A 17733-nucleotide genomic window follows, 5' to 3' on the forward strand; every position below is an offset into this window, starting at 1 on the left:
GCGAAGCACCTCGCGGATTGACACAGAAGTGACCGCTTCCACACAAGCCCTCACACTCAGAGCGTCGACATTATGCGGCATTGACTACGACATGCCCGCATTACTCCGTTGCAGAATATCTCAAACCGGTAACAGAAACGCGAGCTCGCCATGCGCGAGCGACCAAAATGACCACAAGCGAATCAGCAGTTCAGGGCCATGATCAAAACTCGGAAATGGATGATTTGGCAGGTTTTATTGGTACTGATCACCACCTTTCATTGATCTTCAAGATGTCGCTTTCCGGCCTTGATCTCATGCGGGCCTCACGTAAAGTCCGAGACTGTTCCCGTGAGCCTCACCGAAGGGCTTCGACCGGGCCGAATGCTCGTTCGCGCTAGCGACCGTGTGTCCGGAGGGGATCGAGCGTGTCCTCGCGGCTCAATCGCTGGGGCGGCGTGTGCCCTTCGGTCGGTGCTGGTGTCGGCGTCCGTGATCACCTTCACGAATGCCGTCCGGGGACCCGAACATCGTTGACCCGTGGTGGCTGGCGCCCGGCTCCGAGTAAGAGCCCCGATCGGCCGGTACGAAGGGATTGCTCAATGTCTCCGGGAGAAAGTCGCGGCGCTCCGGAATCTCCGGTGCCTGCGCGAGAGCAGGCGAGCCGTCGGCGGCTGGGGCGGTGGCGTGCGGCTGAGAGGCGGACCGTGGAACGCGACCTCCACCGGCGGCTGCGGCAAGAGCTGCGCAACCTCGGCATTCACCCGCCCCTGGACGTGGAGGAGCTGGTCCGGGCGCTCAGTGAGAGGCGCGGACGCCCGATCGTCTTGCGCCCCTTCCCGCTGGAGAAGCCGGGACCCTCGGGGCTGTGGATCGATATGCCGCAGATGGACGTGATCCTCTACCAGCAGGAGACGACCCGGCTGCACCAGCGGCAGATCATCCTCCACGAGATCCTCCATATCCTCGTCGCCGAGTGGGAGGAGGACCAGGCCGAGGAGTCGCCGGAGGAGTCCCCGGACGACTTCGTCGAGGGCTGGGCGACCCTCATCCCCGTACTCGATCCCAAGCTGATCCGGCGGGTCGCCCGCCGCTGCTCGTACGAGGAAGAGGAGGAGTGCTCGGTCGAGCTCGCTGCCACGATCATCCTGGAGTGGTCCTCGGTGCTCGACGAACTCCCGCCGCTGTCCGACGACCCGGAAGTACGTCGAGTGCAGTCCGCCCTGGGCGACCGGCGAGGATGGTTGTAGTCCGTGACCGAGATGCTCCTGCTGATCATCGCGGCTGCCGTCATATGGCGGCTCTACCTGTGGTCGCGCGCCCCGCACGACGCTCCCACCCGGTCGGTCGCCCTCTCCCTCCTGAGCGCGGGCCTGTCGTATCCGGTGGCCATGCCGGGGGGCACCACCGGCATCGACACCGTGGCCGGGCACGGCACGGCGAAGCTGGTCCAGAACGTCCTACTGTTGCTGACGGTCTACTTCCTGATGTGCTTCTACCTGTACTCGGCCGACGGGTACGCAGCGCGGCGTCGTGCCCGGTGGGAAGCCGCCGTCGTGGCCGCAGTCACGGCGGCGATCATCCTGGCGGCCGTGAGCGTGCCGCACGAGGCGCTCGCCGGCTCGTTCAGCACGGCAGACATGACGATCCCCCAGGTCGCCTTCTTCTACACCGGCGCCGGCCTGTACCTGATGTATGCGCTCGGTGCTGCCGGACGGTGGTCCGCCCGCTACGCCCGCATGTCCCGTCGCCCTCACGCGACGGGTCTGTGGATGACCGCGATCGGCCTCGGCGCGATGGCGGCGGCCTGCGCCGTCCGCGCGGTCTTCGTCGCCGTCCGGTGGAGCGGGGGGTCCGTGCCGCACCAGCTCACGGCGAGCGTGGCGGTCGGGCTGGTGGTGTCGAGTCTGCTCTTCGTCGCGGGCATCACCTATTCGGGGGTTCGCGCCAGGATCACGGCGACGCGGCTGTGGCTGCGCCGGCGGCGGGATCACCGTCGGCTGATCCCGCTGTGGCAGCTGCTGATCGAGGTCTATCCGGAGAATGAGCTGCGCCCTGCTTCCCGCGGGCTCTGGGACCGGTGGCGGGCGCGTGGCGTGCACCGCCGCTACCACCGGCGGATAGTGGAATGCCGGGACGGACTGGTTGACATCAGCCCCTACCTGGTCCGCGGGGAGGACGGCACCGGCCTGCTGGACCTTGATCCGACTCAGCTGGCCCGGCGCCTGCGATCCGCCGCGACCATGATCAAGAACGGCGTCCCGGCACCGGGTCAGGCGGTCGCCCTGGCAGTGCCGCAGGAAGACGACCGGAACGCTGATGTCCGTCAGCTGATCGCGGTGTCGGAAGCGCTCCGGCTGACTGCGTGACCGTGGAAGAACGAGGGAGACGAGACGAGATGCTGATCACAGCCGGCCGGGTCCTGACTGGGTCCGGGACGTACCTGGAGGACGGTGCCGTCCTCGTCGAGGGCGACTCGATCATCGAAGTCGGGCCGCGCACGCAGCTCGCTGACCGCGCCGGGGCAGACGGGATCCTCCTGGCGTTTCCCGACGAGACGGTGGTGCCCGGGCTGATCGACGCCCACGTGCATCTCGCGTTCGACGGCGGCGGCGACCCTGTGGCCACTCTCCACGAGTCCAGCGACGAGAGACTGCTGCAGGACATGCGCCAGCGCGCGAAGCAGCTCCTGTCCAGCGGTGTGACGACGGTCCGCGACCTGGGCGACCGCAACGGCCTGGCCCTCCGCCTCGACACGGAGATCAACCGGGGCAGCACTCCCGGCCCGCGCATCGTGTCCGCGGGCACACCAGCCACCCCGCCCGGAGGCCACTGCCACTTCCTGGGCGGTGAGGTCTCCGGCGTGGCCGAGGTCCGTGATCTCGTGCGCCGCAACCTCGCTGGGGGTGTCGGCGTGATCAAGGCGATGGTGACCGGCGGCGGCCTGACCAAGGACGGGCCGAAGAGCTGGCAGAGCCAGTTCTCCGCAGAGGAACTCCAGGCCCTGGTGGACGAGGCACACCAGGCCGGAGTGCCGGTGGCCGCGCACGCGCACGGAGCGGACGGCATCGCAGCGGCCGTGGACGCCGGCGTGGACACGATCGAGCACTGCACCTGGATGACGAGCGACGGCTTCGACCTCCGTCAGGACGTCCTGAAAAAAATCATCGACCAGGGCATCGCGGTCTGCCCGGCCGTCAGCCCGCACTGGCAGATGCTGCCCCGCTTCTTCGGAGAAGAGCGGGCAGCAGCCATGTTCGCCCTGGTCCGCGAGATGGCCGAAGCCGGCGCCAAGCTCATCGCCGGCACCGACGCAGGCGTTCAGCGGGCCGGGTTCGACGGGCTCGTGCCGGCGCTCGCGTTCTACGAGCACCTGGGCCTGCCCAACAGCAGGATCCTCGACATGGCCACCGTGGACGCGGCCGGAGCCCTGGGGCTAGGCGGGAAGGCGGGCCGGATCGCGCCCGGGCTCCGCGCGGACCTGCTGATCGTCGGCGGAGATCCGCTGGACGACCTCGGTGCCCTCCAGCAGATCCGTGCCGTGATCGCGGCAGGACGGGTGCACGAGGCAAGCTGGCCAGCAGAGAAGCAGCAGTAGCCACGCCGCCGGCCCGCAGCCCAGAAGCTGCGGGCCGGACTACTTGGTGTCCGCTTCCTTCTCCGTCATCTCCGCCACCAGCTCGTTGACCAGCGCCAACGCCTTGGGCGACAGACCCCTCGAACCCAGGCCGCGAGCTCGCACCCGGCCCACGGCGCCCTTCTTCGCGGCGGCCAGCAACTGGAGACCCTCATAGACCTGGGCGGCCACGGCCTCGTCCGGCTCGAAGTACATCCGGGACACACCGACAACGGCGGCCAGCGCATCCAGGACCACGGGCGGCGCCGTTTCCGTGACGCCGGCCCGAAGATCGGCGAAGTCTTCCCCGGTGATGATCTCCGCCCCGGCATGGGCATTCACCTCGGCCGCCATCTCGGCGTCCGAGGGGGGTCCCTGCGGACCGGGGTAGGAGCGCTGCAGGAGCAGAGTGATCTTCTCGGCGAGGGATCCCGGCACCCCGCTCGAGTCCGGAGCCGTGGTGTCTTGGGTTCCAGGCTCCTCCGCCGTGCCGTTCTTCCGCGCCTCTGCGGCGGCCATGGAACGATCCTCGGCCCGGCGCAACTCTGTTTCGCTGACGCCATACTTCTCTGCCAGGGCCGGGACGTATCTGTCCTTGAGCCGACGGTCGCCTCGCTCGGCTCCCGCGACCGGTCCGGCGCTCTTGGTTCCGATCACCGCGGCCGTCTCGTACTGGTAGATGCCGGCGTCGCAGCGCAGATCAGCCAGATCGGGCAGGCCGCGACGGGGAAACAGATCGTCCAGGTCACCCCTGAGGGCCGCCGCGTATGCGGGCAGCTTCTCCGGATCGGGCGAGGAGTGGCCGGCCTCCCAGTTCGCCACCGCGGAGTCGGACACGCCCAGCTCTGCCGCCACCTCACTCTGGAAGATGTCGGCAGCTCGCCGTACCGCGCGAGCACGGTCTCGGTCGAAGTGACGGGCAGGCATCAGACCTCGCTTTTTCTCCAAGTTGAAGTGAATGCATCTTGTTGACTTTTACTTCTGGTGGGAATAGCTTCAGCGTAGCGAAAACAGAGCGCCTTCGCATACCGCTCGCCCTCTGGATTCGGCCTCCCCACCAGCACCTCTGGGCTGCGGTGAGGTCCCGCACCTCGTGTGAGAGGTCCCCTCTTCGCGGCGGCGCGGCGTGTTCCACCGCGTACCTGGGGGTCAGCAGTCCCAGCAGTAGTCCCCCCGGCTCCGCAGTGGATACCCCGTTTCTCCCCTCTCCGTCAGGAAGTCCGCGCCATGCCGCAGCACCCCTTAAGCCCAGCGGCCAGTCCGCTCGGTGCGTGCGACGCCTGACTCCGGGGCTCACTTCTCCTTCGCCTCGCTCCGCCTCCTCGACCCGCCCTGGGCGCCGCCCGACGAGTTGTCGAGAAGGCAAGAGCTAAGTCTGGATGTCTTCGCAGGCCACACGTATGTTGCTGGTCCCCCGCCGGGCATCCGCCCGGCGACCGACACGGAAGGAGACGCGTGAGGCGCGCACCGCCCACCGCAACGGGCCACGGCCCCATAAACGCCGACGGCGCCTGAGAGCGGGAACTCTCAGACGCCAAACGGCCAGGACACCCGCGCCCCGGGAAGGGCGCGGAGATCACCCAACGAATCCGCTCTGGTCCCTTTCCACCAGCACCGGAACGGATCTGCTTCAAGGGAGAGTTTCGCATGCCGACTGCCCTGCGTGAAAGGCCGAAGACCCCGGCCTGCGCGGCAGCCTGTGCCCCTGCCACCCCGTCAGTGCGGCGGAGTGGCGGTGCTGCCTGATGGCACGTATCCGCACCGTCAAGCCGGAGATGTTCGAGTCGGAGTCGCTGGCGGAGTGCTCAGTGACCGCCATGCTCACCTTCATCGGGCTGCTGACCCAGGCCGACGACTCCGGCCGTCACCGCGACCACCCGGCGATCATCGCCGGACGCCTGTGGGCACTACGCCCGGAGCACACCGCCGCCCACGTCGCCCAGGACCTGGAGGAGCTGGCCACCGCCGGGTTGATATGCCGCTACACCGGATGCGACGGACGTACCTGGCTGCACGTCGTGACGTGGGAGCAGCACCAGAAGATCAACAAGGCCACGGTGTCCCGGGTGCCGCGCTGCACCCGCCACCAGGGCCACCAGCCGTGCGGAAAGTGCCAGACCGGCGCCTGCCCCACCACGCGCACGGCACCGTCCGTGACGTCTCACGGAACCCTCCCGGAGCACTCCGGGAGCCCGCAGGGAGGGGCGCACCGCCCGGTCGCGGACGCCACTCAGCCCGCAGAGACCACCACGGGCCCCGGAGAGACGTTGTCCGTGCCGCAGACCGGCCCGGCTGCATCCGCTGCGGCACCGCCGGGGAAAAGTGCAGGTCAGACGGCAGTCCCGGAGGACTCCCGGAGGACTACGGGAGGACTCCCGGAGGACTCCCGCTCTGGATCTAGGATCTTGGATCCTGGATCTGTACCTAGGGGGCGCGAGGCGCCCGCACCCGACGCCGTCTCCAGATCGGTCTCCGCGAAGGAGCTGGTCGCCGAGTACGTCAGGGACTGCCAGCGCCGACCGCCGGAGGACGTCCTCGGGCTGCTGGGGCGCAAGATCCGGGTTCTGCTGGACGAGCGCTTCGACCCGCAGGACATCCGCACGGCCCTGGAGCGGCTGCGGGCCAAGGGCCTGCACCCGAGCGTGCTGCCGAGCCTGGTGAACGAGGTCGTCAACGCAGCCCCGCAGGCCACCTCGGCGGCGTCATCCGCCTCCGGCGCGGGGCCCTGGGCCAGCACCTCCGGATACACGCCCTACCTCAACCCGACCGAGCCGACGACGTTCGGAGGCCACCTGTGACCCGCGCACACCTCGCCGACCCTCAGCCCGCCATCGGCGAGCGGCTGCGCGCCCGGTTGGAGGCCAGGCTGACCGAACGCGGCATCGACCCGACTGCGCCGCTGCCGGACACCCCGGAGCCGATCCCGGCGCTGGAGGCCGCGCAGGCGCGTATCCCGGTCGACTACCGCGACGCCGTGGTCGAGCACCCCGACGTCGCCGCCTGGGTCCGTTCCATCACCGAGGCCGCGGTCGAGCCGAACGCCGGCGGCCTCAACCCGCACTACGGCAAGGCCGGACGCCGGCGGATCGCGCACGGCCCGTCGCTGCTGCTGTGGGGCAGCACCGGGGCGGGCAAGACGCATCAGGCGTACGGCGCGATCCGGGCCCTGACCGCCGCCGGGTGCAGCGTGTCCTGGCAGGCGACGACTGCCGCCGACCTGTACGCCGATATGCGCCCGCAGTCCGGGGTGGATCCGGAGCACATGCTGCGCCGGATCGTGCGGGTGCCGCTGCTGCTGCTCGACGACCTCGGCGCCGCCAAGGGCTCGCAGTGGACGGAGGAGATCACCTTCCGGCTGGTGAACTGGCGCTGCCAGAACCGCCTGCCGACGATCTTCACCACGAACCTGCCGCCGGTCCGCGACCGGGGCGTGCCCCCGCAGCAGCCGGTCCTGCGCGACGTGATCGGCGACCGCGTCCTGTCCCGCCTGTCCGGCATGTGCACACCGGTCCACTTCAGCGGCCCGGACCGGCGCTTCCAGCGCCGCTGAACCGGCCGCTCTCGCAACCGACTTCACCTCCGGTGCGGCACCGCCGCGCCCCTGCCTCGCCTCATCACCGCGCCCACCCACGCTGGTGCCGCCGCTGAGGCGTACCCGGAGACTGACTTGCGCACCATCACCACGAACGACACCGCGCGCCCGACACTGCGCGGGATCGCCGACCACAGCTGGAACGCCCGGGGCTTGTGCTACGGCATGCCGGCCGAGGACGCCGACGAGCTGTTTTTCCACGCCCCACGGGACCACGAGGCCGCCTCGGAAGCCAAGTCCATTTGCGGCCGATGCCCGGTCAAGAAGGACTGCTTCAACTACGCCCTGGACAACGACATCCGGCACGGGATGTGGGGCGGGCTGACCGAGATCGAGCGCCGCCCCTGGCACGCCCGGGTCAGCAAGCGCCTCGACTACGCGCGGGTCAAGGCAGCCTTCCAGGGCCGCGACGTGCACCTCAGCGACGCCGAACGTGAGGCCGTCGTCCGCCACGCCTACGCCCGCGGATGGTCCCCCGAGCGCCTCGCCTACACCCTCCAGCTCGAACTCGACTGGGCCCGGGACCTGATGCGTCGAGCGGCCCATGCCGTCGCCGACCGCGACCGCTACTGGGGCCTGTACGACGAGGCCGAGCCCACGCCCGACGACGAGGAGGACGAGGCCACCTCCTCGCCCGTGCCCCGGCAGGTGCACACCCATGCCCTGATCACCGCGCTCGGAAGGGCAGCATGACCCACCCCACCGCTATCCCCCTGGCTGCCGTCGCCTTCGGGCTGTCGCCCGTGATCACCGCCGCCGTTGCGCTGCCGGTCCTCGCCGTACTCGTGGGCGGGTGGCTTACCCTGCGCAGCCGCGACCGCGCCAGAACGGAACGGTCGTCTGCGCTGGCGGTGTGGGTCGCAGCGCTCGCCGCAATCGGCTGCACCGCTTACAGCGCCGACACCAGCTGGCGGTTCGCCGCCGACTACCTCGACATGGCTGGCACCACCGAGCGTGCCGCCATGTTCGGCGCCGCCGAACTGGCGCTGTTCGCCACCGCGCTGATGGCTCGCCAGAACCTCACCTCCCAGGGCGCACCGGGCCTGCCCGGAGTCCTGGTCTGGATGATCACCGGCGTGCAGGTGATCCCCGCCTACGCCGAGTCCGGCCCGGTAGGCGGGACCGTGAGGGCCTTCGTCGGCCCCATCATGGCGGCGATGCTGTGGCACCAGGCCATGGGTATCGAGCTGCGACTACGCAAACCCGGCGCCGCCTCGCACGGCATCCTGGCCACCCTCGGACGGGAAGCACGCGAGCGTCTGCTCTCCCGCCTCGGCATCGCCGAACGCGACCGGGACGCCGCCCAGATCACCCGCGACCGCGCCACCGCCAAGGCAGTCGCCCTGGCCGCCCGCCTGGCGGAACGTTCCGCCAAGAGCCGCGAGAGCTGGCGGGGACGGCGGATCACCCGGCGGCTGTCCAAGGCCCTCGCCAAGGCCGACGTCGGCACCGACCTGAAGCAGAGGCGCGCTCTCCTGGACCAGCTCGCCGCCCGCCGCCATGCCACCGCGCTCGCGACGGTCGACCTGCCCTCGCCCTGGACTCACCCGTCACAGGACGCGGACCACACGGCCCACGATCCCGTCCGCCCGTCCCTCGCCGACGGGACGGCATCCGGGGACCGGCCGATCCGCCTGCTCACGGTCCCCAATGCGAACACCACACCGATCGGGGACGGTCCCGAAGGAGACCATGCAGATCCGGTCCCCGAGATGGCACCTGCCGAAAGCGGGGACCGTCCCCCCGCGGCCCTGGAAACCGGGGACCGCACGCCGACTGGGGACCGGGACCACGCGCTCCCCGGGACCGACACCACACGGGACCGCACAGACGCGAGCCCGGAACACGGGGACAAAACCGCAGCTCAAAGCCCAGATCTTCCGTCCCCGACGCCGGTCCCCAATGGGGACCACGATGCCCGCGACTCCGTAACGGGGACCGAGTCCAACGGGGACCGTCCCCAACCGGTCCCCAACGAGGGGGACCACGGTGACCCCGACACCGGAACGGGGACCGAGTCGGGCGGGAACCGTCCCCACTCGGTCCCCGCGCGCAGGAGGCCGAAGGCGTCCCGGAACCGGTCCCGAGGTGGTCAGGGCAAGCCGTCCCGAAGGCAGGGGAAGGTGAGTGTGGACCAGCTCGTCACCCAGCTCCGTCCCCACGTGCCCAAGCTGCTGGAACGGGACGGGAACGCCGAGGTCACGCGCAGCCAGCTCAGGGAAATCATGCGCGCGCACGACATCGGCATCCGCAACGACCGCCTTACGCCGGTCCTGGAGCGTCTGCGCCACGAAACGGCCACGTCCACCACGAAGAAGAGGAGTGCACGGTGAGGACGTGCCCGCGCATGTCGCACATCAAGTCCGACTTCGAGAAGGACATCCGCTTCCTGACCGCCTATGCGGAGCGCAAAGCCGGCACCCCATCGGCCAAGACCAGCGCGAAGCAGGCGATCACGCTCAAAGGCAATATGGCCAGGGCGATGAGCCGGCACTTCGCCCGCTGCCCCGAGTGCGGCTGACACCTGCTTAGACGCAGGTCAGGCGACTCCACTGCACTCAATCGCTGCGGTGGCCCGGCTTCGTGCGGGGCCACCGCCCCCTCCGGAAGGAAAACGCCATCCGACGCCCACGCCCACGGACGTACACCCCCACCGCCGCCGAGGCCGCCGCCTGGGCGGACGCCCTGATCCCCCACCAGCTCCTGCACGCGGCAGTGCTGGCACCGAACGGCCAGTGGCTCGTCCAGGACACACCCGAAACGCGCGTCCGAGTCCTCGACGGACCGGCCGCCATGGTGGACCTCGCCGCCGAAATCCAGCACCGACTCCGCGCCACCAGGAACCGCACCCGATGACGAACTCGACTACGAGCCCCACTCCCACACCGGATGAGCCGGTCCCCAACTCGCTTGCTGAGCGAGCAAGTTATCGCAAGAGCATTGCTCCCGACGGGAGCAATGCTCTTGCCTCCCCCGCCCCTGAAGTGGCGGGAGAAGTCCGGCGCCAGGGGGCGCCGAACGAGCAGGACGCGACCGAGGGCGGCTCGCGTCCGGGGGAAGATCACACGCATACCTGCCACACCGAGCAGTGCGCCCACACCGCACCGTCGAAGCCGCACGTGCAGCAGCGCGAGCGCCTGCGTGACGAGCACAAGCGCGTGCGCCAGCCCAGCTGCCGCATGAACGACGACGAGTACCAGCTGCTCGCACGTGCAGCGTCCGCGTGCCGTATGAGCGTCGCCAGTTTCCTTGCCCACGCCGCTCTCAAAGCCGCCCGCGATCTCGACCGCACCGCCGCCGAGATCGCCACCGAACGCGAAGTGCTGAACGAGCTGTTCGCCCTGCGCCGGCACCTCGGACACATCGGCAACAACGTCAATCAGGTGGCCAAGGCCCTGAACTCGGGTGCGGACGCCCCGAACACGGTGGCGGTCCTCGACGCCGTGACCCGCGCGGCCCGCCGCGTGGACGCCTTCACCCGGCACTACCTGGAGACCGAGACCACCGCGGCATGATTCCCCGAGTCCACGATCGCGGGCAGCGCACCATCGGCCTGCTCTACTACCTCTACGGGCCCGGCACCCACGAGGAGCACATCGACCCCCACCTGGTTGCCGCCTGGGACAGCCTCGCCCCCGATCCCGGCCGCGACCCGAACGCCACATACGCCGACCTCCAGCAGCTGCTGGACATGCCCGTCGAGGCCCTCGCCAAAGGCCGTCGGCCCAAGAAGCACGTATGGCACCTGTCCGTCCGGGCAGCCCCCGAGGACCCCATCCTCAGCGACGAGCAGTGGGGCGACATCGCCCGGCGCATGGTCGCGGCCACCGGCATCGCCCCCGACGGCGACGACGCGGCATGCCGCTGGGCCGCCGTACGGCACGCCGACGACCACATCCACATCATCGCCACACTCGTCCGCGAGGACCGCCGCCAGCCACGGCTGAACAACGACGCCGCCCGGTCCCAGACCGAAGCCAGGCTGATCGAAGCCGAGTACGGACTCAAGCAGCTCAACACCGGTGACGGCACCGCCGCCAAACGTCCCACCAGCGCCGAGCGCCACAAGGCCAAACGCGAGGGCCGCGAGCGCCCCGCCCGCGAGGAACTGCGCGAGACCGTACGGCAGGCAGTTGCCGGCGCCACGAGTGAGGAGGAGTTCTTCGACCGCCTAGCCGACGCCGGCGTACTGATCCACAAACGCGTCGCGCCCTCCGGCGACCTCCTCGGCTACAAGGTCGCGCTCCCCGACGACCGCAACGAAGACCAGGAGCCCGTCTACTACGCCGGTTCCACCCTCTCCCCCGACCTGTCCCTGCCCCGTATACGTAAACGCTTCTCCAACGACACCCCCTCACCGAGCGCCGACACGTCCTCGGACCAAGCCACCCCCCTGGCGCCGAGCGGCCCGGCCACGGCCAGGCGCCGGGCAGCCACGGCCGTATGGCAGGCGGTGCTGGTCATCGACGGCGGCCAGGACGCGGCGGTGGCCGCGCAGATCGCGGCGGCCGGGGAAATCCTGGACGCACTCGCCCAGACCTCAGCCGCCCACACCCGTACCCAACTGCGCGATGCGGCCTTCGCGTTCGAACGGGCCACCCGCTCTCACGTACGAGCTGAACGCGGGCACGACCGCGCCCTGCGCGAAGCCGCCCGCGACCTCGTCTACAGCGGACCCGCACTCGGCCGCGGAGAGGACGGAGCCACCACGGCGATGCTGATCGACATGGCGTTCTTCCTCGTCACGGCCGCAGCCCACTGGCACGCGAAGAAGAACCACGCCCAGCAGGCCGCCGCCGCCCGCCAGGCCGCCGAGCACCTGCGCGCCGCCTACCAGGCCGCCGCCGGCATCCCATTGGGGGTGCTGTACCAGCGGGGACGGCACCTGTCGCAGCCACTGCGGCACAAACAGGCCGCCTGCCTACGAGCGGCGGTGCCGCAGCTGGCCGAGCAGATCCTGGCCGAGCCGGGCTGGTACGCCCTCGCGGCCACCCTCGCCGACGCCGAGAGCGCCGGCCACGATCCGGCAGTGCTGCTGGCCGAGGCCGCCGAGCGGCGAGAGCTGGGCACCGCCGACTCCATCAGCGACGTGCTGGTGTGGCGGCTGCGCCGCATGGCCGATCTGCCCGCCGACGCGACCACTATGCCCATCGGCTCCATCCCTACCTCGGCCAGTACGCCGGGGCGTGCGACAAAGCCCGCAGCGGGCCGCGGCGAGGGTCCGGGCAAGGCCCGCTGATTACGGAGTCTGAGAGTTGAAGCAGGTCAGGCGTATGAGGCACCCTCCTTGTGGCCTGTCAGACAAAGAGAAGGAGAGCGGATGTTCGGACGTGCTCGTGCCCACCGTGAATTCCGTAAAGCCCAGCGTGCCGGCCACGCCCTGCTGCACACCATGCAGTCGCATCCCGGCTTCCAGCCCCCGGCACCCACTGCTGATCAGGCTCCGGACCCGGCCGCGGAGGCGGTGGTGCCCGACTTCCTGCCGCCGGACCTGCGGGTCCCCTCGCGTCAGGAGGTCGAGGGCCTGATGATGCGCTGGCAGCAGCCACTCGTCATCGACGGCGAGGTCCGTTCGTGCCCCGAGTGCGGCGCATACCGGGACTGGATCATCTTCAGCATGTGCGACGACACGATCCACCTGCGCTGCCGGGCCGGCCACACAACGCCGGAGCCCCGCCTCGACCCGGTGTGGTTCAACCGCAACTCCGGTCCGGTCGATCACTTCCACCCCACCCTCGACGAGGGCCTGCGCCACCTCGGCCACTGAAGCCGGCGAAACCCCTGAAACCCCAACTCCCCTTCTCTCTGCCGGTTCCCGGAGGGCCGGCGCAGTCAACCTGTCCGCTTCGCAGGCCACTTAGGGGTTTCGCATGCGCCTTCCCACCACGACCATCCTCAGCCTCAGCGCTCTCGCCGCTCTGGTTCTGACCGGCTGCTCGACGGGCAGCACCACCTCCGCCGAGCCGGCCTCCCCCACAACCGCCGCGCCGCGCAAGGTGGGCTCGAATACCGCAGCGTCGGCGCCGCTGTCCTCGGCCGCACTGAGCAAGCGGCTCCTTGACGAGAGCGACCTCGGCGAGGGCTACAGCCGCAAGCCGCAGCGCCCGGCCACGCACGACGATGTCACCGTGATCGGCTGCCCGGCACTGGCCAAGCTCGGCAGCAGCGCGGCCACCGGCACCGGCCCGTCCTTCCCCCGCAAGGCGAAGGCGTCCTTCACCTACGCCGGCGGCAGCGACTCCGAGGTGTCCGAGGAGCTGTACAGCGACACCGCGACGAAGCTTTCGCAGGGCATCGGGGAGATCTTCGACGCGATGACCGCCTGCCCCACGTACCAGCTCGTGTCGGGCAGCATCGTCATCGACATCGGCACGAAGCAGACGGCCGCCCCGGACCTGGGTGACGAGCAGTGGAGCCAGCTGCTCACCTACGCGGTCGGCGGGCAGCGCAGCGTCGTCAAGCAGACGGCGATCCGCACCGGCACGATTCTGGTGGTCCTGTCCGGGGCGCCCGCTCTCGTCGACGCCCATCTCGCCGACGCCGTCCAGGCGGCGCAGGCCCGCTGACACTCGACGCTCCGTCGCGCCCCGTTCTCCCCGCTGCCAGGCAGTGGAGAACGGGGCGTTGTTCATCCAGCATTACCGTGCTGCAGGGCCCTGCACACAGCGAGGGCCATGCTCCGGCTCCGGCTTCGGCCGTGGGCCATCCGGACGCTGTCGTACGAAGAGAGGTCACCGGCGTGGTGGACCGTCCCACGAAGACCCGCGGGTGTTTCGCATTCGTCACTACACCGCGCCGTGAGGTCGTGCTGCAGCTGCGGGACGACAAGGCCGGCATCGGCTGGCCGGGGCGCTGGTCGCTTCCCGGCGGCGGACGTGAGGCGGACGAGACGCCGCTCGAGACGGTCCTGCGCGAGTTGCTGGAAGAGACTGGCATCGTACCGGCGGTGATCGAGGAAGTGGCTGTCACCGCCTACGAGGAGGGCAAGACGCCACCCCACGTGTTCGCCGCAGTCTGGGACGGCACCGAGAGCGAGTTGGTCCTCGGCGAAGGGCAGGCCCTTCGTCTGTTCCCGCTGGACGCTCTGCCCGAGCCGATGCCGCCCCATGTCCGGCACTACGTCGAACAGCTCGCACTGCGTCTGCCACCCCGTAGGAACGACCCCACGCCACCCACATCCTCCGAGTTCCTGTGAGCACCGAGACGGAACGGCACAGCCTGACGCAACGAAAACGGGCCCGGTTTCCTCACCTTACGAAGGCGAGGAAACCGGGCCCTTGGGTGACGCGGCGGCCAGGCACGGCGCGTCCAGAGCAGGCTGGTGCGTGCCGCCACAGGTGGTCATGGCAGCGTGGGCATGCCCGCCTCCGGCGCGTGCGGCCGTTCGATGGCAAGCAGGCGATCGGGGTGAAGGCCCAGTTCCACGATCTCGTCGGCGGCGGGGACATAGACCAGGGCGGCAAGTCGCCGACTCCGGCCGGGGTGGGTCACGGTCAGGACGTGGTGCTGGTCCGGGCAGCCGGAAAGCGTATAGGCGTCGCCGGAGTTGAGGCCATCGGCACGGCCCTGGAAGGTGTCCAGTTCACGGCGTTGGTCCCACCAGCGGGCGCGTGCCCTCATGTGGGGAAGCGCGGCGGTCCGCCGGTCACGCTCGGTCCTCCATGCTCGGCGGCAGGGGGAGCATTCGTTGGTGGCCTCGGGGTTCGGTCCGGCCAGCGGCGTGTCGCACAGGCCGGTGCCGGTCGCGGCGCGGCGGCGGTGTCCCGTGACGAGATTGGCGTGGCCTTTGGGTGCCCACAGCAGGTCCTCGTCGCGCGGGCAGGATCCGTCGAAGGACACGCTCACCTCGCCCGCGAGCCCGTGGAAGCGCTCCAGGGCCGCCGCGAGCGCCGAGCAGTTGGCGCACACCCGGCGGGCCGAAGTCGAGTGAGGGTCAAGGGACTTGCCGCAGTAGCCCAGCAGATGGCCGGGGATCGGTAGGTGGGCGGTGGCGCCCTTGCCGGTGCCGGCGGCGGGCCGGAGATCTCGTTCGCCGCCGGGGTGCGGCTGCGTTGTCAGAATCAGCCAGGCGCGTGTACAGCTCTGGCACAAAGAGTGCGTGGTGTTCTCCGCGATCGGTGCGAGATCGGTCGAGTGCGTAGCGCACACCGTCAACGGTTCGGTGTCGATCAGGACGCCGTGGTGAGCGGTCCCGTTCGTGGGAGAGATGGACAGCCGGATCATGGGCAGGGGCAAGCAGACCTCCAAGGGTCAGTGTGGGGCGGGTGGGTGACGAAAGGCTCGTCAGAGAAAGTCGAAACGGCCGGGCAGGGTGGCGAGCGTGCGCGCGTCCTCGGCCGTCTGTAAGCCTCGACGCGGGCGAGCGTGACCGCGCATTCGCCGTACTCGCGCGCGTTCAGCTCTCCGGCCTCGGTGCACTGCCCGTCTTCGATGATGTACCGGGTCACCGTCCGGGCCGGGCCCGAGTCGGTGGGGGCATCGGACACCAGCGACAGCACCGACGACCCGCACCGATTACCCGCATCCTCCAGGGCCCGGTCTACCAGGCGCGTCAGACGGTCAAAGCGCTCCATGCTCACCGGCCCGAGCACAAGGGTGTTGCCGCCCAGGTAGAGGAGTTCGGCGAGCACTTCCTGGGCAACCAGCGGCCGGATGACGCGTAGGTAGTGACGTCCCGGCCCGGCCGCCGCGATGGCATTGGCGACCGCGAGTCGTCCAGGGGACAGGTATGAAACCGACAGATCGGTGTCCTTACGCAGCGGAAGCGACCGCCCGGGGCGAGGGGCGGCCGGCATGAGGAGGCGTCGTCGTCAGTCACGGCGCACGACGGTGAGCCGCTCTTGCGCGCCCTCGGGCAGGGTGCGCCGAGGCACGGGGACCGGGGAGGCGAGCGAGGCGGCGAAGGCCGCGACCAGGTCGTGCGGGACGCTGGCGCTGAAGCTGGCGCACCACAGATAGGGGGCGCCCAAAACAGGCTCCGCCCACGCCTGCCAGCCCATCAGATCGGGGCGCGGGTCGGCGTCCTGAATGAGCTTGGGCAGTTCCTCCAGCGACACGCTGGAAGCGAAGCCGGGGTCCGTGGCCGCGGTCGCAGGGCGGTCCACGTCCCGGATCCAGCCCTGTGAGACAAGCGCGGCCATGACCGCCTGAGGCCCGTCGAACCCGGTGTCGGGCGCCTCGCGGGCATCGAGCGCGACGAGGAGGTCGGCAAGCGCCTCGTGCGGGACACCCGTGGTGAAGTAGGCGTTCCACTCCGTCAGGGCGCTCGCGGCATGCGGACGGGCGGACAACTGCCACGCCACGGGCAGTCCGCCGAGTTCAAAGGGGTAGCTGGCGAGGATCCACTCGGCGCCGCGCAGCTCGTCCGGGCTCACGTACAGCAGGGTGTGGCGGGAGGTCGGCCACAGCCGCCAGCCCAGGCCGGTCAGCAGGTCGCCGATCCGCTCGCCGAGCGCGCCGTCATCGCCGGCCAGGTGGCGCGGGGTGACCCAGTACACCGCCTCCTGCGGGTCGGGGTGGGCAGGGTCGTAGGGGTCGTGCGGGTGCAGGGGCGCCTCCGTAGGGTCGTTGGTGGTTCAGCTGCCGTCGTCGCGTGGCCCGGTCGCCCTGCGACGGCGGCGCGCGGGAGCCTCGGTCCGCTCGTGCCAGGTGAGTTCGACGGCGACGTCCGGTGGGAGGTGGCCGACCTGCTCGGCGTCCTTGGCCTCGGTGATGAAGACCAGCGGGTCGCCGTTCTCATCCTGGGCAGCGATCACCCCGCCGATACGGTGGGCCATGGGAAAGAGCGGGTTGATGGCGAGCCGGGCCGTCGCTTCACGGTCGCAGGCGGCCAGAAAGTCGACGAGTTCGCCGACGTTCATCTCGTGCAGATGCGGTTCGTCCACAGCGTTCTCCTCGCGGTAGCGGACAAGGGTGTCCCGAAGCTGGGCAGGGTATGCGGCGCGCAGGGCGCCCGGTGGTGTGGCGTCGGTCCCGCTGTTCAGAGCGGCTGGGAGGTGGCGAGGACCTGGGCCACGGCAGCGGCGACGATGGCCGCCGGAGTCTCGGTGTCGAACGACATCCGGTACCCGCGGACCTTCGCGGTGCCGGTGACCGCGATCACCCAGCCCTCACCGTCGGTGCCGGGACGACCCGTCGGGAACCACCCGAGGTAGAAGCGCCCGTCCTTGCTGTTCACATGGACATCGGCGCGGTCGTCCACGACCAACTTGAAGTCGGCGTCCGTAAACTGGTCGGTCACCAGCGTCGGCTGGCCCGGACCGAGGTTCCAGGAGCGCAGCCTCAGGGCCGCGACAGTCGCGGCAAATCCGGGCTGGGTAACCTCTACGGCCACCGGCATCACCTCTCTGACCTGGTATTCTTCCTGGAAGGCGTCCACGTTGACATGCTCCAGGAGCGTTGGCCAGTCCTTCCGCGATCTTTCATGTCTGCCCCAGGCGAACTGGTGACCGCTGCATCGAACCCAGCCCATGGCATTCCTTGCCATCCAATCCGCTCGTCGCAGGTCGCAGCGGGCTGGAGCCGCTCGGCGACACAAAACTGCCTT

General features: G+C 69.9%; 20 protein-coding genes. 14 read left to right on the plus strand and 6 right to left on the minus strand.

The features are described 5' to 3' along the window. Positions 1-686 precede the first annotated feature (686 nt). The 3 genes from K1J60_RS08115 to K1J60_RS08125 are packed head-to-tail and all read left to right on the plus strand — an operon-like array spanning position 687 to position 3577. On the plus strand, positions 687-1229 hold the full coding sequence (locus K1J60_RS08115; protein WP_220645590.1) for a hypothetical protein: 543 nt from the start codon (positions 687-689) through the stop codon (positions 1227-1229). A gap of 12 nt (positions 1230-1241) precedes the next feature. After that, positions 1242-2348 carry an MAB_1171c family putative transporter gene (locus K1J60_RS08120; protein ID WP_220651345.1) on the plus strand — a complete coding sequence of 369 codons (1107 nt, stop codon included), beginning with the start codon at positions 1242-1244 and terminating at the stop codon, positions 2346-2348. A 29-nt stretch (positions 2349-2377) separates the two neighbouring features. Continuing rightward, positions 2378-3577 carry a metal-dependent hydrolase family protein gene (locus K1J60_RS08125; RefSeq protein ID WP_220645591.1) on the plus strand — a complete coding sequence of 400 codons (1200 nt, stop codon included), beginning with the start codon at positions 2378-2380 and terminating at the stop codon, positions 3575-3577. A 39-nt stretch (positions 3578-3616) separates the two neighbouring features. Here K1J60_RS08125 and K1J60_RS08130 read toward each other — a convergent pair whose 3' ends face one another. Continuing rightward, complete coding sequence (locus K1J60_RS08130; protein WP_220645592.1) at positions 3617-4522, minus strand: helix-turn-helix domain-containing protein; 906 nt, start codon at positions 4520-4522, stop codon at positions 3617-3619. Positions 4523-5340: 818 nt separating this feature from the next. Here K1J60_RS08130 and K1J60_RS08135 point away from each other — a divergent pair. From K1J60_RS08135 to K1J60_RS08185, 11 genes are all read left to right on the plus strand, one after another. Further along, positions 5341-6393: a hypothetical protein gene (locus K1J60_RS08135; RefSeq protein WP_220645593.1), complete on the plus strand. Its 1053-nt coding sequence runs from the start codon at positions 5341-5343 to the stop codon at positions 6391-6393. Next, positions 6390-7145: an ATP-binding protein gene (locus K1J60_RS08140; protein WP_220645594.1), complete on the plus strand. Its 756-nt coding sequence runs from the start codon at positions 6390-6392 to the stop codon at positions 7143-7145. Before K1J60_RS08135 ends, K1J60_RS08140 begins: the two co-directional genes overlap by 4 nt. A 117-nt stretch (positions 7146-7262) precedes the next feature. Further along, a complete protein-coding gene (locus tag K1J60_RS08145; RefSeq protein ID WP_220645595.1) occupies positions 7263-7880 on the plus strand; it encodes a WhiB family transcriptional regulator in 618 nt (205 codons plus the stop codon). Continuing rightward, positions 7877-9520 (plus strand): hypothetical protein, encoded by a 1644-nt coding sequence (locus K1J60_RS08150; RefSeq protein WP_220645596.1) that lies wholly within the window; start codon positions 7877-7879, stop codon positions 9518-9520. The genes K1J60_RS08145 and K1J60_RS08150 overlap by 4 nt, the downstream gene beginning before the upstream one ends. 14 nt (positions 9521-9534) lie before the next feature. Then, on the plus strand, positions 9535-9708 hold the full coding sequence (locus K1J60_RS08155; RefSeq protein WP_239757810.1) for a hypothetical protein: 174 nt from the start codon (positions 9535-9537) through the stop codon (positions 9706-9708). A 62-nt stretch (positions 9709-9770) separates the two neighbouring features. Then, positions 9771-10043: a hypothetical protein gene (locus K1J60_RS08160; RefSeq protein ID WP_259407616.1), complete on the plus strand. Its 273-nt coding sequence runs from the start codon at positions 9771-9773 to the stop codon at positions 10041-10043. A gap of 263 nt (positions 10044-10306) precedes the next feature. Next, positions 10307-10702, plus strand: coding sequence for a MobC family plasmid mobilization relaxosome protein (locus K1J60_RS45685; RefSeq protein WP_259407617.1), 396 nt, complete (start codon positions 10307-10309; stop codon positions 10700-10702). Further along, on the plus strand, positions 10699-12426 hold the full coding sequence (locus K1J60_RS08170) for a relaxase/mobilization nuclease domain-containing protein (protein ID WP_220645599.1): 1728 nt from the start codon (positions 10699-10701) through the stop codon (positions 12424-12426). The genes K1J60_RS45685 and K1J60_RS08170 overlap by 4 nt, the downstream gene beginning before the upstream one ends. Positions 12427-12507: 81 nt before the next feature. Continuing rightward, on the plus strand, positions 12508-12954 hold the full coding sequence (locus K1J60_RS08175; protein ID WP_259407618.1) for a hypothetical protein: 447 nt from the start codon (positions 12508-12510) through the stop codon (positions 12952-12954). A 103-nt stretch (positions 12955-13057) separates the two neighbouring features. Continuing rightward, positions 13058-13753 (plus strand): hypothetical protein, encoded by a 696-nt coding sequence (locus K1J60_RS08180; protein WP_220645600.1) that lies wholly within the window; start codon positions 13058-13060, stop codon positions 13751-13753. A 176-nt stretch (positions 13754-13929) separates the two neighbouring features. Further along, complete coding sequence (locus K1J60_RS08185) at positions 13930-14382, plus strand: NUDIX domain-containing protein (protein WP_259408238.1); 453 nt, start codon at positions 13930-13932, stop codon at positions 14380-14382. Positions 14383-14528: 146 nt separating this feature from the next. On the opposite strand, the gene K1J60_RS08190 is transcribed toward K1J60_RS08185, so the two are convergent. The 5 genes from K1J60_RS08190 to K1J60_RS08210 all read right to left on the minus strand — a co-directional run bounded on the left by K1J60_RS08190 (position 14529) and on the right by K1J60_RS08210 (position 17520). Continuing rightward, positions 14529-15422, minus strand: coding sequence for a hypothetical protein (locus tag K1J60_RS08190; protein WP_220645602.1), 894 nt, complete (start codon positions 15420-15422; stop codon positions 14529-14531). Further along, the gene (locus K1J60_RS08195; RefSeq protein ID WP_220645603.1) at positions 15407-15982 is read right to left on the minus strand and encodes a hypothetical protein; all 576 of its coding nucleotides are present in this window, start codon (positions 15980-15982) and stop codon (positions 15407-15409) included. Before K1J60_RS08195 ends, K1J60_RS08190 begins: the two co-directional genes overlap by 16 nt. 15 nt (positions 15983-15997) lie before the next feature. Then, on the minus strand, positions 15998-16684 hold the full coding sequence (locus K1J60_RS08200) for a DUF317 domain-containing protein (RefSeq protein ID WP_220645604.1): 687 nt from the start codon (positions 16682-16684) through the stop codon (positions 15998-16000). Positions 16685-16762: 78 nt separating this feature from the next. Beyond that, entirely contained in the window at positions 16763-17071 is a 309-nt protein-coding gene (locus tag K1J60_RS08205; protein ID WP_317619702.1) for a hypothetical protein, read from the minus strand. A 95-nt stretch (positions 17072-17166) separates the two neighbouring features. Further along, positions 17167-17520, minus strand: a complete 354-nt coding sequence (locus tag K1J60_RS08210; protein WP_398683151.1) for a DUF317 domain-containing protein — start codon at positions 17518-17520, stop codon at positions 17167-17169. Between the last annotated feature and the right edge of the window lie 213 nt (positions 17521-17733).

Origin of the sequence: Streptomyces akebiae (assembly GCF_019599145.1) — a bacterium.
Taxonomy (GTDB): domain Bacteria; phylum Actinomycetota; class Actinomycetes; order Streptomycetales; family Streptomycetaceae; genus Streptomyces; species Streptomyces akebiae.

Excerpts from the sequence above, each read along its gene's own strand:
- K1J60_RS08120 (WP_220651345.1), top strand. The coding sequence starts at position 1,242 with ATGCTCCTGCTGATCATCGCGGCTGCCGTCATATGGCGGCTCTACCTG.
- K1J60_RS08125 (WP_220645591.1), top strand. The coding sequence starts at position 2,378 with ATGCTGATCACAGCCGGCCGGGTCCTGACTGGGTCCGGGACGTACCTG.
- K1J60_RS08130 (WP_220645592.1), bottom strand. The coding sequence starts at position 4,522 with ATGCCTGCCCGTCACTTCGACCGAGACCGTGCTCGCGCGGTACGGCGA.
- K1J60_RS08135 (WP_220645593.1), top strand. The coding sequence starts at position 5,341 with ATGGCACGTATCCGCACCGTCAAGCCGGAGATGTTCGAGTCGGAGTCG.
- K1J60_RS08150 (WP_220645596.1), top strand. The coding sequence starts at position 7,877 with ATGACCCACCCCACCGCTATCCCCCTGGCTGCCGTCGCCTTCGGGCTG.
- K1J60_RS08155 (WP_239757810.1), top strand. The coding sequence starts at position 9,535 with ATGTCGCACATCAAGTCCGACTTCGAGAAGGACATCCGCTTCCTGACC.
- K1J60_RS08170 (WP_220645599.1), top strand. The coding sequence starts at position 10,699 with ATGATTCCCCGAGTCCACGATCGCGGGCAGCGCACCATCGGCCTGCTC.
- K1J60_RS08175 (WP_259407618.1), top strand. The coding sequence starts at position 12,508 with ATGTTCGGACGTGCTCGTGCCCACCGTGAATTCCGTAAAGCCCAGCGT.
- K1J60_RS08180 (WP_220645600.1), top strand. The coding sequence starts at position 13,058 with ATGCGCCTTCCCACCACGACCATCCTCAGCCTCAGCGCTCTCGCCGCT.
- K1J60_RS08195 (WP_220645603.1), bottom strand. The coding sequence starts at position 15,982 with ATGCCGGCCGCCCCTCGCCCCGGGCGGTCGCTTCCGCTGCGTAAGGAC.